The organism is Mesorhizobium sp. P2_F7 (assembly GCF_056403695.1).
In genome coordinates, this window is record NZ_JBFUFA010000024.1 from 1 (window position 1) to 15,289 (window position 15,289).

General features: G+C 63.6%; 12 protein-coding genes. 2 read left to right on the forward strand and 10 right to left on the reverse strand.

The genetic code is table 11. The features are described 5' to 3' along the window. Positions 1-312: 312 nt before the first annotated feature. Complete coding sequence (locus AC1DZ8_RS32615) at positions 313-888, forward strand: cupin domain-containing protein (protein WP_477307788.1); 576 nt, start codon at positions 313-315, stop codon at positions 886-888. Between the two features lie 50 nt (positions 889-938). Here the strand turns inward: AC1DZ8_RS32615 and AC1DZ8_RS32620 are convergent, their stop codons facing one another. The 9 genes from AC1DZ8_RS32620 to AC1DZ8_RS32660 form a co-directional block, all read right to left on the reverse strand. After that, positions 939-3,824: an ATP-binding protein gene (locus AC1DZ8_RS32620; RefSeq protein ID WP_477307790.1), complete on the reverse strand. Its 2,886-nt coding sequence runs from the start codon at positions 3,822-3,824 to the stop codon at positions 939-941. A 416-nt stretch (positions 3,825-4,240) separates the two neighbouring features. Then, positions 4,241-5,080 (reverse strand): hypothetical protein, encoded by an 840-nt coding sequence (locus AC1DZ8_RS32625; RefSeq protein WP_477307792.1) that lies wholly within the window; start codon positions 5,078-5,080, stop codon positions 4,241-4,243. Between the two features lie 414 nt (positions 5,081-5,494). After that, complete coding sequence (locus AC1DZ8_RS32630) at positions 5,495-6,307, reverse strand: SDR family NAD(P)-dependent oxidoreductase (protein ID WP_477307794.1); 813 nt, start codon at positions 6,305-6,307, stop codon at positions 5,495-5,497. Then, positions 6,304-7,323: a sugar phosphate isomerase/epimerase family protein gene (locus tag AC1DZ8_RS32635; protein WP_477307796.1), complete on the reverse strand. Its 1,020-nt coding sequence runs from the start codon at positions 7,321-7,323 to the stop codon at positions 6,304-6,306. Before AC1DZ8_RS32635 ends, AC1DZ8_RS32630 begins: the two co-directional genes overlap by 4 nt. Then, on the reverse strand, positions 7,320-8,084 hold the full coding sequence (locus AC1DZ8_RS32640) for an SDR family NAD(P)-dependent oxidoreductase (RefSeq protein ID WP_477307798.1): 765 nt from the start codon (positions 8,082-8,084) through the stop codon (positions 7,320-7,322). Before AC1DZ8_RS32640 ends, AC1DZ8_RS32635 begins: the two co-directional genes overlap by 4 nt. A 22-nt stretch (positions 8,085-8,106) precedes the next feature. After that, a complete protein-coding gene (locus tag AC1DZ8_RS32645) occupies positions 8,107-9,213 on the reverse strand; it encodes an ABC transporter ATP-binding protein (RefSeq protein WP_477307800.1) in 1,107 nt (368 codons plus the stop codon). A gap of 289 nt (positions 9,214-9,502) precedes the next feature. Next, positions 9,503-10,408 (reverse strand): carbohydrate ABC transporter permease, encoded by a 906-nt coding sequence (locus AC1DZ8_RS32650; RefSeq protein WP_477307802.1) that lies wholly within the window; start codon positions 10,406-10,408, stop codon positions 9,503-9,505. Beyond that, on the reverse strand, positions 10,401-11,336 hold the full coding sequence (locus AC1DZ8_RS32655; RefSeq protein ID WP_477307804.1) for a carbohydrate ABC transporter permease: 936 nt from the start codon (positions 11,334-11,336) through the stop codon (positions 10,401-10,403). The genes AC1DZ8_RS32650 and AC1DZ8_RS32655 overlap by 8 nt, the downstream gene beginning before the upstream one ends. A gap of 81 nt (positions 11,337-11,417) precedes the next feature. Continuing rightward, on the reverse strand, positions 11,418-12,686 hold the full coding sequence (locus AC1DZ8_RS32660; protein ID WP_477307806.1) for an ABC transporter substrate-binding protein: 1,269 nt from the start codon (positions 12,684-12,686) through the stop codon (positions 11,418-11,420). A gap of 144 nt (positions 12,687-12,830) precedes the next feature. On the opposite strand from AC1DZ8_RS32660, the gene AC1DZ8_RS32665 reads away from it, so the two are divergent. Further along, positions 12,831-14,036, forward strand: coding sequence for an ROK family transcriptional regulator (locus AC1DZ8_RS32665; protein WP_477307808.1), 1,206 nt, complete (start codon positions 12,831-12,833; stop codon positions 14,034-14,036). 9 nt (positions 14,037-14,045) lie between these two features. On the opposite strand, the gene AC1DZ8_RS32670 is transcribed toward AC1DZ8_RS32665, so the two are convergent. Then, entirely contained in the window at positions 14,046-15,086 is a 1,041-nt protein-coding gene (locus AC1DZ8_RS32670; RefSeq protein ID WP_477307837.1) for an aminopeptidase, read from the reverse strand. Between the last annotated feature and the right edge of the window lie 203 nt (positions 15,087-15,289).

The window sequence follows — 15,289 nt, forward strand, 5'->3', positions numbered from 1 at the left end:
GGCCAAAGCAGACCGCTATGCGCTGGACGAACTCTATGTCGACAGCGCGGCGGTGGCGGCACACCGGGAGACGCCGCATTACAAGAACTACTTGTCGAAAATCGACGACCTCGCCGAACGAAACACTTTTGTCCTCGATCCCGCCCTGGTCGCCAACAATAATGGCTAGCGCATCCTAGGATGCGTCACCGCATTGCTTTCTCGCCGAAGAGAGATCCGGTAAATTGGTTTTGCGGCACCAGGTCGGTGACAAGCGCGGCGTCGTGGTTCCGTGCTTGGAACCTACCGCTTCGCAATCTCGGGGAGATTTCAATGTCTTTTCCTTCTATCCACCGCGTCGTCACCGGACACGATGCCGATGGCAAGTCTATTGTGGTAAGCAATGGCCCGCTGCCCACAGTCGTTGATCTGGCTTCTATTCCAGGGATGATCTTTCATGAGATTTGGGAGACTCGCGGCACGCCGGCACCGGTCGACAATAGCCCAGACCCAACAACCGGACCGCTGATGCACCAGCCGCCGGAGCACGGCACCCGCATTCGCTTCGTCGACATGCCGCCGGACGAGGAATACCTGACGGATGGTCAGTCGCAAATGAAGGAGTTGTTCGAGGAGGTCAACGACGCCAAGGGGCTGACCAGAAAGTCCGATTCGCCCCACCCAATGATGCATCGCAGTGAGGCGGTCGACTTCGGCATCGTCGTCGAGGGCGAGATGATGCTGGTGCTCGATGATTCCGAGGTGCCGCTGAAGCCCGGTAGCGTTGTGATCCAGCGCGGCACCAACCATGCTTGGGCGAACCGCTCGGGAAAGCTTTGCCGCATGTTGTTCATCCAAATTGACGGCCAGTACGAGCCATCGATCGCCGCAGCACTCGCGCGGCGATGAGCGGGCATGCTATCTGAATGCGTGGGCGAGGTGCCCCAAGCCGGAGAACTCTACGTGGCCTCACCGTCCCTTGGGCGTGCGAGCGAGGCAAGAAGGCCGGCGGCGACCTGAAGATCGTGCGTGTCGGCTCCTTCCGTAAACTCGCTGAATACGGGCAGCAGCATGTTGCGCGCGTCCTGCGGCCTTGATGCCGTGCGCCAGATCCGCGCGAGGTCGCTGGCTGCACGCAGCCGCCATGACAGCGCGCCGGTTTCAAGGGCGAGTTCCATCGAGGTGAGGAGAGCCGCCTGCGCGTCGTCGCTCTTGCCCTCGGCGCTGAGAATCGCGGCGTGGACCCGTAGAAGTTCGGGCGCGCACCATCGGTCGTTCTTCGCGTGGGCCCGATCGAGCGCGGCTCGGATCGTGGTCCTGGCTTCGCCGAGGCGACCTTGTCTTGCCTGCAACTCGGCCAGTACGCCAAGATAATAGGGCAATCGGGCAAGGTGCCCGGTAGCGTGGAATTCCTCGATCGCCCGCTCGACACGCTCGATCTCGTCCGCCGCCGCGTCTTCCTGCGCACATCTCAGCGCCGCGCGATAGAACATGGCAACCGGACGGCGGACGTCGAAGCCGTGCCGGTTCGCGTGGTCGTCGAGCATTGCGACATAACGGGCGCACTCCTCATGCCGTCCGGTCCAGTAGAACACCGGGCAGACCCAGGACAATGCATTGCCGAGCGAGAGGTGATGCCTGGTCCTCAGCGCGTACTCGACCGTCGCGCGAGCGGTGTTCAGCGCGGTGTCGGGCGAGCCAGTCAGCCACTGGGCGTGCGACAGCAGGTTCGTCACATCGACGATCCTGTCGGACAAATATCGCACATGGTGGCGCAGGCGCTGCGAGTCGTTGACGTCTCGCAGGTTGAGCTCGTGGCGGCGCTCGAAGCGTCCGCGGACGTCCTGGAGGCGGCCGACGAAGAGCTCGCCGATACCGAGCGCGACTTCCGCCTCGAGCACCGCCGAGGGGACTTCCGCCGCCGCGATCGAGGCGAATTCCTCCAGCGTGCGGACTGCTGCGTCGTTCTCGCCATTGAACAGCTGGAACACGCCGATCAGCCTGAGGCAGCGGACGTGACAATCGATGTCGCCGATCTCGACTGCGATCTCCAGGGCCCGTCGCATGGCGTCAATCGCCGAGGGCAGGAGACCCTTCGTGAACATCGTCGCGCCGCCTAACCAGACCTTGAGCTGCATCTCGAAGGACGTCCCCGCGAGCCCGGCCGAGTCCAGCTCATCGACTGCCTGCGAGACGTGGATGCGACATTCTTCGGTCAGCGAGAGATGGTTCCACAGCAGAAGTCCCGCGACCGTCAGCCGGATGCGAAGCTGCCGATTGGCAGTGTCCTGCCCGGCCCAGACGAGCGCGCCGCGCAAATCGTCGATCAAGCGGCCGTAGGTGGTCCCCCATTCGCCGGCCGGGCGTTGCGTCCACTCGTCCGCGCCCCTCTCGAGTACCTTAAGCACATGTTCTGCGTGACGCTGCCGCACGGCCGGATCCGCGCCGCTGGCGCGCAGGTGCTCAAGGCTGTAGGCGCGCATGGTCTCGAGGAGCCGGTAGGCAGTGCCGTCGGCATTGAGGTCCGTCGCAAGCAGCGATTTCGCAGCAAGCTCCGCCAGCGCGTCCGCCGCATCGGCGGAAGCCATGTTCGAAATCGCCGAAGCATCATCGACGCTGAAGACGCCGGCGAAGACGGAAACGGCGCGCAAGAGCGCGGCCTCGCGCTCCGTCAGCAGGCTGTAGCTCCAGTCCAATGTCTCCATCAGCGTGCGGTGCCGTGCCGGCCCCGCCCGACGCCCCACCAGCAGGCGGAAGCGGTCGTCGAGCTGCCCTAGCAGGCCGCCGACCCCGAAGGGATTGACGCGCGCCGCGGCCAACTCGATCGCCAGCGCGAGCCCGTCGAGCCGCCGGCACAGTTCGGCTGCCGTCGGCGCGTCAGAATCGGTGAGTTCGAACTGCTCCAAACTCTCTGTGGCGCGCTCCACGAAGAGCTGGATGGCGGGGTAGGTGAGCGCTTCCATGGCGCCCGGCTGAGCCGAGGGCGCGGGAGTGCCTAGCCCCGGCAGTCGACGCACGCGCTCTCCCTTGACGCGAAGTGGCTCTCTGCTGGTGGCGAGGATCTTAACGCCCGCCGCGCCCGTCAGGATCAGGTCCGCGCACTGGGCCGCCGCCTCGATGATGTGCTCACAACTGTCGAGCACGATCAGCATCTCGCGGTCGCGCAGATGCTCGCGCAACGTGGCGAGCGCATCCGCGGAGTGCACGGCCAAGCCTATCGCCGTCGCTATTGCGTTGGCCGCAAGCAGCGGGTCTCTCGTTAGCGCAAGATCGACAAGCCAGACGCCATCCTTGAATGACCCGAGCGCGTGTTCGGCGGCAGCGAGTGCTACAGTCGTCTTCCCGATGCCGCCGGCGCCGACAATCGACACAAGCCGCGATTTATCTAGATCCTGTCGGATAGTATCGATCGTATCTCTTCGACCGAAGATCTGTGTTGACGCGATCGGCAAATTGTTGCTGCGGGGCGTTGTCCAGGAGGCTGACTGATAGAAGAACGCCCCCCTAGGTTGAACGGGGGCAATGAACCGATAACCTCGCCCCGTGACCGTCGCAATGTACTCTGCCGCGCCTGGCCCGTCGCCGAGAATTCGTCTCAAGGCGGCCATGTTGACCTTGAGATTACTGTCATCGACGTTGATGCTCGGCCAAGCGCGCACCATCAATTCGCGCTTGCTGATCAGTTCGCCGGGGCGCTCGACGAGTGCCGTCAGGATGTCAAGCGCGCGGCCGCCAATCCGAACCGGGACTTCGCCCTGCAGCAGCAACTGGCGATTTGGAACAAGCGTGAAAGGCCCGAACGAGAACGACGTTGGAGCCCGTTCGGCCAAGTTGTCGTCGGTCACATTCTTCCCCCTCGGAACTCCTGTCCTCCCCTTGGAACTCCTTCGCGGCGACAATCTGAATATCGCGCAGTTGCCAGCCTGCGGAAAGATAAAGGAGCTCCAAGCCTGGAACTTCCGATCCTGCTGCGTGCGCGCATTGCTGAAGGGCTGAGGAAGGCTCTGGACCTGCCAGATGATACCCCTCTCAGTCAGGTCGTCCTGCGCCACCAATCGTCAGAAGGTGCTCAACCCAGATATGCATTCACACCCGGCACGATACATCAGCTTTGGTGCCAACCCCCAGAAGCTGCCAGTCCGCTTCCGGCCCAAATGCGACATTCAACTTTCGTCCCGCTCCTGTCAGGATTTGGTGGCCGTCAGCCGCTTACCTTGCGCCCAGCTCCGCCATGTAAGTCTTCGAAATCCGGTGGGCGAATTCACGGCGTGGTCGTGAACCCGCACTGCTTCTGTTCCATCTCGATCTGCTTGGTGATGCGGATGGCGTTCTGGGCGTAGGCTTCCGTCACCGAGCCGCTGTTGACGGTCTTGTCCTTCAGCGGGCTGACGGCTGCGCAGAGGTGGAAGACATGCTCCGTGTCGGACTTCGCGGCGCCATTTTCCGGCGCGATCCAGTACACGATATCCTGGCCGTTGGGGTGTGCCGCGTCCTTCGTCGCATCGGCCACCGTGGTGGAGTCGGTGGCGATCGCCTGCGCCTGGGCGGCGACTTCGGGCGAACAGGCTGTGGTCGGCTGCCCCGCCTTGATCTGCGCCGCGCACTGGTTCATGTCCTGCGTGTACTGCTCGACCGACGGGGGCTGGTAACTGACCCCGATCAGCGTCGCAATCACGGCCAGCACAGCGCCGATGCCGCCGGCAACCTTCTTGCTCTTCGGGTCCATGTTCTTGTCGTTGAGGATCAAGAGAACCAGCGGCAGGAAGGCAATCAGCGTGATGATCGCGCCGAGCTGGTTCTGGACGAAGAACCTGAACGTGTCGGAGGCGCGCGCCGGATCCTTCCGGTTGGCCGCCTTCCAGAGCAGGCTGCCGGCGATGGCGAAAATCGCGATCCCGACCAGAATGCCGATCAGCAGCGGCAGGTTTCCGTGGTCGAACTTGTGCCGGTAGAGCAAGACAATCCCGGCGATCTCGCCGCCAATGGCAATGATCCACGACAGCGCAGCAAAAAGGCGCAGCCGCGTGGCGCCGGACTTCTGGCCCTGCGTTGCTTGCCAATCCTTGGTAACGTCTACGGCCGGCTTGTTGTCGTCAGTCATGACCAGGTCCCCCGGTATCGACACTTTTGCAGGGCGGCGTCAAAGGCGCCCGGCGCAGCGTCATTGAACGAACGTCGCCTGCCTCAGCGCGAAAGCGCCACGGCAGACCGTATCCCCATCCATATTGCGCATGAATGGATTCGTCCATAGCCACCGGGGCAGGGGCCGACGCGGCGAGGGTTGCGTTCTACGTGGTCGATGGGGGCAAGTTCACTCGGGCAGTTGGGCAGGGCAATCGCCTATGGCGCTCCCCCTCTCCGTCCGCTACGCGGCCACCTCTCCCCCATTTCATGGGGGCGAGGAAACGTTAATCACTGATGTCGCGCCCTCCGAAAGCTTGGGTTCCTCGCCCCCCACAAAGTGGGGGAGAGGTGGCTCGGCGAAGCCGAGACGGAGAGGGGGCTGGCGCCCCACTCACCCAGGAAAGATCGTAAACCCGCCATCGACGCGGATGACCTGGCCGTTGATGAAGCGTGCGCGCGGGCCGGCGAGGAAGGCCACTGCTTCGGCGATCTCTTCCGGTTCCGCATAGCGGTTCAGCGATTTCTTAGCTGAATCCATGCGCTCCGGGTCGACCACGCGGGTCGCCTGGAAGCGTGCCGTCTTGGTGGCGCCGGGGCTGACGGCATTGATGCGCACGCCGTCGTCGATCAGTTCCTTGGCGAGGCAGCGCGTGTAATGCACGACCGCGGCCTTCAAGGTGGAGTAGACGACCTCGGGCGAGCAGCCGAGATGTGCCGCCGCCGACGCGATGTTGATGACGGAGCCGCCGCCGCGCTGCTTCATCGGCGGCACGAAGGCCTGGCAGACCAGCATCGTGCCGATCAGATTGTTTTCGGTGAGCACGCGGATGTCGGCCAGGTCGATGTCGAGGGCGTTGTTCGGGTTCGGCTTGCCGCCCTTGGCGCCGATGTCGCCGCCGGCACAATTGACCAGCACATGCACGTCGCCGAGATCGACCTCGATCTTGCGCTTCATCTCGGCCACCGCCTTCTGGTCGCCAATGTTGCCGGTCACCGAGGTGACCTTCGTCCCATGCCGCTTCAGGCGTTCGACCACTTCGGCGAGATTGGCGAACTCGCCATATTTGGCCGGCGCTTGCTCGTCCATGTCGTGGATCGCGACATTGGCGCCGAGTTCGGCCAGGCGCTCGGCCATCACGCGGCCGAGGCCACGGCCGGAGCCGGTGACGAAGGCGGTCAATCCATCGAGTTCACGTGCCGTCATCGGATCTTCTCCATCAAACCAAGGTTGCGCATGTTGGCGGCGCTGCGCCGGATCATGTCGAGTTCATAGGAAACCAGGGAAGCATCGTCTTCGCGCTCCCAAGGGGTGCGGGTGTCGGCATCATCGGGCAGCCGGTTGCGCTGCGCGGCCGCCAGGCAGGCGGCAAATTCGCGCGCCGTCTTCGGCGGGTAGCCGTGCCACCAGTCGTCGCTGAGAAAGCGGACATGCCGCGCCTCCAAGGCGCCGGGTTCAAGAACCGCGGTCATGCGATCGTGGTGTTGGCCAAGAATTGCAAACAGCTCGGCAAACGGCACCGCGCCATCGCCGATGGCGCAACGGATCAGCCGGTAGCCTTCGCTCGTAAACTGCACGCGGTAGTCCTTGAGGTGGACATGCCGGACATAAGGTGCGATCCGCCGCGTAAAATCGAGCGGCGCTTCGCCGACCGGGAATGTGTTGCCGGTGTCGAAGGTGACGCCGACGCCGTCGCCGCCAAGCGCGCAGAAATCGACGAGTTCCTGGCTGGTAAAATCCTGGTGGTTTTCGATCGCAAGGATGTAGCCTTCGGCAACCGCGCGCGGACCCCACTCCTTCAATCTCTCGCGAATGATGCCGCCGTACTCGCTCCATGTCTCGCCGGCAGCGTTGCGGTCGCCACACAGAACTGGCGTCAGCGCCGTCCGGATGATTTTCGCCCTCAGCAGGCGTGCGGCCCGAAATGCCTCGTCGAGCGGTTCGCCCACGAGAAGGCCGCCGCTGACGATCGGCGTGATGCCAAGGCCGGCGAGCCTTTCGCGCAGTGCGATCACCGCGTCGTCGGAAAGCTCGCTCAGCCATGGTACCCAGATCTCCAACACGCGCGCGCCGAGTTCGGTTGCCAGCGCGATGAAGCCTTCGAGCCCCGCCGGCCTCGGATTGGCGCGTGGCGTGCCGCGGCCCTGGAGGCCGAGATGATAGGTCAGGCCGTAGGGGTTGAGGCCGACCTCGAGCATGAAGCGATCCTTTGGTTCGGTCATCGCAAGCCGGCATCCACGGTGATCGACTGCTTGGTGATCATGCGGCTGTCGTCGGCGGCCAGGAACAGCACCGTGCGCGCGATCTCGTCGCCGAGCAGAACCCTGGGGATCATCTGGCGCTGCACGACCTTGTCGACGGACGCCTGCGTCTTGAACCAAAGCTGCCTCTGCCGGTCGGTGATGACGGCGCCCGGCTCGATGGCGTTGACGCGGATGTTATCGCGGCCAAACGCCTGCGCCAAAGCGAAGGTCAACCCGACCACCGCAGCCTTGGCCGCCGCGTAGGGCGCCATCTCCGCTGCGCCGAAACGCCAGGCGATCGACGAAAAATTGACGATCGACCCAAAGCCCAATTCCTTCATGTGCGGATGCACGGACTGGGCGGCAAAGAAGTGGTGCCTGAGATTCACGTCCTGGGCGTGGTCCCAGGTCGCCTGCGTGATGTCGGCGACCGGGTGGCGATGGTCGTCGGCGGCGTTGTTGACCAGCACTGCGACAGGTCCTAGGCGCTCGCGCACCGTGCCGATCGCAGCCTGGAGGGCAGGGATATCGGTCACGTCGCAGCGCATGAACAGTGGCGCGTGCGGTGCCGTGGCGAGTTCACGCGCCAGCGCCTCGCCGGCCTCCTGCTGCAGATCGAGAAACGCGACGCGTGCACTATTGGCGGCGAAGGCACGGACCGTGTCGGCGCCGATGCCCGACGCGCCGCCGGTGATCAGCACGACACGCTCAGTCAGGCTCGGATAGATGGCGAAAGACAAGGCAGAACTCTTTCAGATCAGGTCAGATCAGGCGTTGGGTCGTCGGGTCGAACAGGCAGGCACGCGCCATGTCGATGCCGAGCGTCACCGTCTCACCCATAAGCGGCGTGCCGTCGGGGTCGAAACGGCCGGTGATCTCCTTGCCGCCCAGGCGCAGAACGGCCATCGTCTCGGCGCCTGTCGGCTCGACCAATTCGACCACGGCATCGATCTGCGCGATGCCTGGCTTGCGGCGCGCAAGATCGGGATCGAACCGGTAGATATGCTCCGGCCGGATGCCGAGAATGAGCTGTTGGGGCGTATTGGATGGAAGCGTCTGGACGACCGGCAGGCTGGCCGTCTTGCCGTCGGCGGTCTGCAAGGCAACAGACGGGCGACCGCCTTCCTGGCTCAGTTCGGCCGGCAGAAAATTCATCGCCGGCGAACCCATGAAGCCGGCGACGAACATGTTGGCCGGACGATTGTAGATCGTGGCCGGCTCGTCGAATTGCTGCACCTCGCCCTGATGCATCACCGCGATGCGCGATGCCAGCGTCATCGCCTCGACCTGGTCGTGGGTGACGTAGACCGTCGTCTTGCCGACGCGGTGATGCAGCTTCTTGATTTCGGTTCGCATGTCGACGCGCAGCTTGGCGTCGAGATTGGAGAGCGGCTCGTCGAACAGGAACAGTTTCGGATCGCGCACCAGCGCCCGGCCCATCGCGACGCGCTGGCGCTGGCCGCCCGAGAGCTGTCCGGGCTTGCGCCCGAGCAGCGGTTCGATCTGCAGGAAAGCTGCAACCCGCTTGACGGCCTCGTCCTGCTGCGGCTTCGGCACGCGGCGGCTTTCCATGCCGAAGGTGATGTTCTCGCGCACCGTCATCGTCGGGTAGAGCGCGTAGGACTGGAACACCATGGCGATGTCGCGGTCCTTCGGCGCAACCGAGTTGACCAGCCTTCCGTCGATGCGGATCTCGCCGGAGGTAACGGTTTCCAGCCCGGCGATCATCGCCAGCAGGGTGGACTTGCCGCAGCCGGACGGCCCGACCAGCGCGATGAACTCGCCGTTCTGCGCCTCGAGATCGATGCCTTTCAGCACCTCGACCGCGCCGAAGTTCTTGCGCAGGGATCGGATGGTCAATGTCGACATGCAATGCCCTTCTTGGCGGACGAGGTTAGGGCAATCGCATAGGGCGATGCCAGCCCCCCACTCCGTCTCGGCTTCGCCGAGCCACCTCTGCCCCCACGTTCGTGGGGGAGAGGAAATGCTAATCTCGGAGGTCGCGGCCGTGAAAGGCTTGGGCTTTCCTCTCCCCCATGAACATGGGGGAGAGGTGGCCGCGAAGCGGACGGAGTGGGGGACTGGCGATGCCATGGGCGATTGCCCTGCGCACGGGTGATCGGCGATTGGAGGCTGGCTCCGCCCAAGTGATCGCGCCTCATTTGATTGCGCCCTGGGTCAGGCCGCGGACGAAATACTTGCCGCCGAAGAGATAGATCAGCAGCGGCGGCAGCGCGCCGATCAGCACGGCGGCGCTCATGACATCGTAGGCGCGGACATTCGTGCCGCTTGCCGTCAGCGCGACGAGCGCGGCCGTGATCGGCTGCTGCTGCCCCGAGGTGAAGACGACACCGAACAGATATTCGTTCCAGATGCCGGTGAACTGCCAGATCACCGTGACGATCAGGATCGGTGAGGAGAGCGGCAGAATGATCTTGCGGAAGATGCGCCAGAAGCCGGCGCCGTCGATGCGCGCCGCCTTGATGAGATCGTCGGGGATGCTGACGTAATAGTTGCGGCAAAACAAAGTGGTGAACGAAATGCCTTGGATGACGTGGATGAGGACGAGCCCGTAGACCGAATTGCTGAGGCCCAGATTGCCGAGGATGAACGCCCACGGCATCAACGAAATCTGGCCCGGAATGAAGACGCCGAGCAGCATGCAGGTGAACAGCGCTTCCGAACCCCTGAAACGCCATTTCGACAGGATGTAACCGTTCATCGCGCCGACCGCCGTCGAGATGATCGTCGCCGGGATGGTCATTTTGAGAGAGTTGTAGAAGTTGCGCTGCATGCCTTCGCAGGTGCCGCCGATGCAATAGCTGCTCCAGGCCTGGCCCCAGGCTTCGAGGCGGAAGCTGCGCGGCAGCGAGATCAACCCGTTGCGCGCGATCTCTTGCTGGTCGCGGAATGAATTCAGCACCACGACCAGCAACGGGATCAGGTAGATCGCCGCAAAGACAACCAGCAGCCCATAGATGAGAAAGCGGGTGAAGAAATGCCGGCGCGCCGCAGCCCTGGCGGCGCGACGATCGAGCGACTGGTCGAGTGAGACGTCAGCCATGGCCGGCTTCCTTGCGCCGCCGCCAGACCACCCAGAACGAATAGGGCACCAGCACCACGGCCAGAGCGGCAAGCATCATGATGGCGGCGGCTGCCCCTTCGCCGATCTGGCCGCGTTGGAACATCAGGTCATAGACGTAGATGGCGGGGAAGGTGGTCGAGATTCCGGGACCGCCTTTGGTCAGCGCCGCCACCAGGTCGAAGGTCTTGATGGCGAACTGGATCTGGATGACGGCGACCGCCAGGAAGATCGGCGCAATCGTCGGCAGCAGCACCTTGCGATAGATGCGGAAGGTCGAGGCGCCGTCGATCTGCGCGGCCTTGACGAGATCCTGGTCGACCGAGCGCAGACCGGCGAGGAACAGCGCCATGGCAAAGCCCGAGGCCTGCCAGACGCCGGTGATGATCACCGCGTAGATCGCATAGTGCCGGTCGCTGGCGAGTGCGAAACTGAAGCTCGTCCAGCCCAGTCCGCGCACCAGCGCCTGGATGCCGTCGACCGGGTTGTAGAGCCAGCTCCAGACCGTGCCGGTGACGATGAAGGAGACGGCCAGCGGATACAGGAAGATCGTGCGCCAGGCCGCTTCGCCGCGCACCCGCTGGTCGATCAGGATCGCCAGCAGCAGTCCCACCGCCATGGAGCCGATAATGTAGAAACCGCTGAACAAAAACAGATTGTTGTAGGCGATGTTCCAGCGCCGGTTCGCCCACAGCGACGCGTAGTTGTCCAGGCCGACGAAGCCGTAGGTCGGCAGCAGCGAGGAGTTCGAGAGCGAGATGTAGAGCGTCCAGCCGGTGAACACGAAGACGTAGACGAAGCTCGCCACAAGCGAGGGGCCGAGCACCAGCAAGGGCACCGCGGAGCCCAGCCGCTCCCGCCAGGGGCGGGCAGGGGCCGGGGCCGACAGGATCAGGTCGTGATTTGACATTCAGAGCACGGGAATGGCAGGGCGCGGGACTGGGATGGCGGATGGCCGGGTGCGATAGTCATTGCGCCCGGCCATTCCTGACTATTTCTGTGCTTCTGCCGCGTCGGCCATCGCATTGGCGCCATCCTGCGCTGACATGTCGGGCGTCGCCACGAACTCCGTGATGGAGTCCATGATCGCGCCGCGCATCTTCTGCGGGATGGTCATGTTGTGCGCCATCGAGCGGACCAGCGTGCCTTCCTTGATCGACGCCTGCAGATCCTTCTGCGAGAGCTGCTGGCACGGATTGAAGCCCTTCGACAGGTCGATATCCAGGCGTGCCGGGATCGATCCCTTGGCCTGGTTGAACACCGTCTGGAAATCGGCCGACAGGATCAGGCTGGCCAACAGCTTCTGGCCGTCGATGTAATCCTGGTCCTTCTGCTTGAAGAACACGACCGAGTCCGAGTTGAGGATGAAGCCGGGTTTGCCCCAATCGGTCGGCGCCTGGGCGCAGACATAGTCGGTGCCTTCCTTGAAGCCGGCGGCGGTCAACAGGCCGATTGTCCAGTCGCCCATGATGTGGAACGCCGCGTCGCCCTTGCCGACCAGCGCCGACATCGAATCCCAGTCGCGGCCGACCATGCCCGGATCCATGTACTTGCTCGTCATCAGGCGCATCTGCTCGAAGGCCTTGACCATCCCCGGGCTGCGCATGGCTTCGACATCGCCCTGGACGAAGGCCTTGCGATAGAGATCGATGTCCTGGCCGTAGAGCACGACCTCGAACACCGTCGAATCCGTCCAGTCGGCGGTCGAATGCGAGATGCAGATCTTGCCTGAGGCGACGATCTTGTCGCAGGCCGCATTGAACTCGGCCCAGGTCTTGGGCATTTCCGTCACACCAGCAGCCTGCATGACCTTCGGCGACGCCCAGAGCCAGTTGATACGGTGGATGTTCATGGGCGCGGCGACCCATTTGCCGGTCGGCTTCATCACCGGCAGCAATTCCGGCGCTACCACTTTTTCCCAGCCTTCCGAGGCCGCCAGCTCGTCGAGATCGGCGGTCATGCCGGTCTCGTTCCACTCGGCGATTTCGGGGCCTTTGAGCTGCACGGCGGGCGGCGCATTGCCAGCGATCACGTCGGCACGCAGTTTGGCCAGCGTGTTGGCCGTGTGACCGGCGATCGAGGTCTGTTCCCATTTGCCGCCCTTGGCAGTGAACATCTCGCCGAGCTTGGCGATCGCCTGGGCGTCCGACCCGGTCGACCATTGGTGCAAAAGGTTCGTCTTGGGCTCGGCGAAGGCTGCCCCGGCGACAAAGGTGCACGCAGCAGCAGCGACCGCGAAGGCGGTCATGACGGATTTCATGGTTTCACTCCCATATGTGGTTGCACGGTTCGTATCGACCGCTTAGGCCGCGGTTTGAAGCCGCCGCCGGCGAGATGCGTTAATCTCGAGTTCTTTCCAAGATGACATATTGGAGCTATCAGTCAACGATGTTTATGTTGATCCATGACAAAACCTTCGCTTAGAACCTGGCTGATCGACAGACCGTCCGCGTCGCCGGAGAGCGTGATCGTGCGCTGCCTGGGCGAGCGCGGCGTGCTCTCCGCGTCGCAGATCGCACGCGTCACCGGTCTGGCGCGCTCGACGGTGTCAACCGCGCTCAACGGCTTGAGAAAGTCAGGAATGGTGATCGAAGCCACGACGAGCAGCGATGGCATCAAAGCTATAGGCAGGCCGGCAGCGGCGGTGACGCTCAATCCGACAGCGGGCACCTGCGTCGGAATTCACCTCGCTCTTCACGAGATACGGCTGATCGTCGCCGATGTCTCACATTCCGTCATTGCTGAACAAACTATTCCCATGGCCTTGGACTACCAGCCGCAACAGGCGGCCCAGGCGGTCAAATCGGCAATTGCCCAATCTTACAGGGAAAACGGTCTGCCGGTGGCGGGGCTCCTGGGGGTCGGGGTCTCCGTCTCCGGCCCTGTCAGCCGTGACGGAATGGTGCTGCGCGCCAGCATGGTTCCAACCTGGGCCGGCGTCAACATACGAGATGTGTTCGGGCCTGTGCTGGAACAGCCGATCTTCGCCGACAATGAAAGCAACTGCGCTGCCATTGCCGAGTTGATGTGGGGCGCGGCCGTCGGCCATGACGATTTCGTGCTGTTCAAGATCGATCTGGGCGTCGGCGGCGCCATTGTCCAGCATGGCCGGCTGGTGACGGGCATCGCCGGCGGCGCCGGCGAATTCGGGCACATCAGCATCGATCCCGGCGGCGACCTTTGCCGCTGCGGCAATCGCGGATGCCTGGAGCTCTATGCGAGTTTTGCCCGGCCGCTGGAACAGATTTCGCGTGTCGTGGGGCGGCAAGTCACCATGGACGATGTCATCGCCATGGCCGAACAGGGCGACGTCAGGGCGTTGCGGATGATCGAGGATACCGCCGAGATCGCCGGCCGGGGTCTCGGCCTGATCGGCTCGGTGCTCAATCCGCCGCTCATCATCATCGGCGGTCACATGGCGCTGGCAGGCGACATTCTGCTGACGCCGCTGATCGCGTCCTATGAACGCCACACGCTGATCAAATCCCGCGATGTCGCTCCGGCCCTGCGCACACGCATCATCATTGGCAAGCACACGGAGAACGATGCCTTGCTGGGCGCGGTCGGCCTGGTGCTGCGACACCAGACGAAGGAACTGTCGCTGGGGTGAGCGTCAGCGTCAACCACACCTATCCACGCCCTTGAGCGCATCGGCACGGGACGATTTGGGCAAATCCGCGATCCGTCGAACAGAGGCGTAAAACCTTGGGTAATCGCCCGAACACAGGTCGAACAAGCGAAGAAAGGCCGGAACCTGTTCACCGTAGACTGCCGTCGCGGCGAGCTTTGCGTTGTTGATCGGGGCATTGAACCAGGCGTCGTATCCCCGGTATCCGGCCCAGTCTTTGTCGCGCATCTGCCGGTAGCGCACGCGCAGCCTGTCGATCGTGGCGGCTTTGGCAGCCGCCATCCGCTCCGGGGGACGGGGACTTGCATAAACCTGTCGTAACTCGTCGCGCGTTTTCGACACCAGTCCGAGAAAATCGGCGTTGCGCTTGCGGTCGGCTTCGTAGCGGCGCAATCCGGCCCGATCGCCGGCGGCGCGGAGCCACTTCCTGACGCCGCTGGTTTCGACGGCAACGGCGAAAGCCTCGTTGAATGCGGAATCGCCATCCACATAGAGGCGCTGATGCGCCAGTTCATGAAAGACAAGGCTTGCCAGATAGGTGTCGTCCTGACGCAGCATGGTGCTTAGCAGCGGGTCGCTGGACCAGCCCAGGGTGGAATAGGCGGTGACGCCCGAGACATAGACGTCCAGCCCCTGCTTATGAAGCTCGACGGCGCTCTCGGCCGCCGACTTTCGGGAGAAGTAACCCCGGTACGGAACGCAGCCGAAGACCGGGAAGCACCATGTTATGGGCGCGAGCGAGAATTGCGGCGCGGCAAAAACGGCAAAGGTCACGGCGTCGCGATGGATGTCGACATAGCTGCGGTAGCTGCTGTTGTCGGGCAGCGCGAGTTCGTCGGTCGCAAACTGTCTTATGGCGCTCGCCGACGTCAGCCTGGCGCGCAAGGCCTCGGGCGTCGCAGGATCATGGATGAGTTTCCCGACATTCCTGCGCGCCGCCATGATCTGCACATGACCCTCCAGTGACTGCGCGTAGTAGGAAATGCTTGTGCAGCCGGTCACCCCGGACGCCATGATCGCCGCGGCAAGCATCCGAAGAACGCGCTTCACAGTTTGCCCACCCTTGCTCGTCGCCCCATGCAGCGATGTCTCCCCGTTCTCAAACAGGCGCGCCGATTTTCGTCAAGGGCAGCGCGGCGGCAGGTCGGACTTTCGACTTTGGCTGGTTGGCAATGCGGCCATTCGCCTAGGATGGGAGGTCCACCGCGGTATCGGCGAAGCCCCGAATCTGTGTT

What these genes read in the sequence shown, in the direction of transcription:
- AC1DZ8_RS32645 (WP_477307800.1), bottom strand. Translation starts at nt 9,213, where the DNA reads ATGTCGACATTGACCATCCGATCCCTGCGCAAGAACTTCGGCGCGGTC.
- AC1DZ8_RS32670 (WP_477307837.1), bottom strand. Translation starts at nt 15,086, where the DNA reads ATGCTTGCCGCGGCGATCATGGCGTCCGGGGTGACCGGCTGCACAAGC.
- AC1DZ8_RS32665 (WP_477307808.1), top strand. Translation starts at nt 12,831, where the DNA reads ATGACAAAACCTTCGCTTAGAACCTGGCTGATCGACAGACCGTCCGCG.
- AC1DZ8_RS32630 (WP_477307794.1), bottom strand. Translation starts at nt 6,307, where the DNA reads ATGACGGCACGTGAACTCGATGGATTGACCGCCTTCGTCACCGGCTCC.
- AC1DZ8_RS32625 (WP_477307792.1), bottom strand. Translation starts at nt 5,080, where the DNA reads ATGACTGACGACAACAAGCCGGCCGTAGACGTTACCAAGGATTGGCAA.
- AC1DZ8_RS32655 (WP_477307804.1), bottom strand. Translation starts at nt 11,336, where the DNA reads ATGTCAAATCACGACCTGATCCTGTCGGCCCCGGCCCCTGCCCGCCCC.
- AC1DZ8_RS32660 (WP_477307806.1), bottom strand. Translation starts at nt 12,686, where the DNA reads ATGAAATCCGTCATGACCGCCTTCGCGGTCGCTGCTGCTGCGTGCACC.
- AC1DZ8_RS32650 (WP_477307802.1), bottom strand. Translation starts at nt 10,408, where the DNA reads ATGGCTGACGTCTCACTCGACCAGTCGCTCGATCGTCGCGCCGCCAGG.
- AC1DZ8_RS32615 (WP_477307788.1), top strand. Translation starts at nt 313, where the DNA reads ATGTCTTTTCCTTCTATCCACCGCGTCGTCACCGGACACGATGCCGAT.
- AC1DZ8_RS32635 (WP_477307796.1), bottom strand. Translation starts at nt 7,323, where the DNA reads ATGACCGAACCAAAGGATCGCTTCATGCTCGAGGTCGGCCTCAACCCC.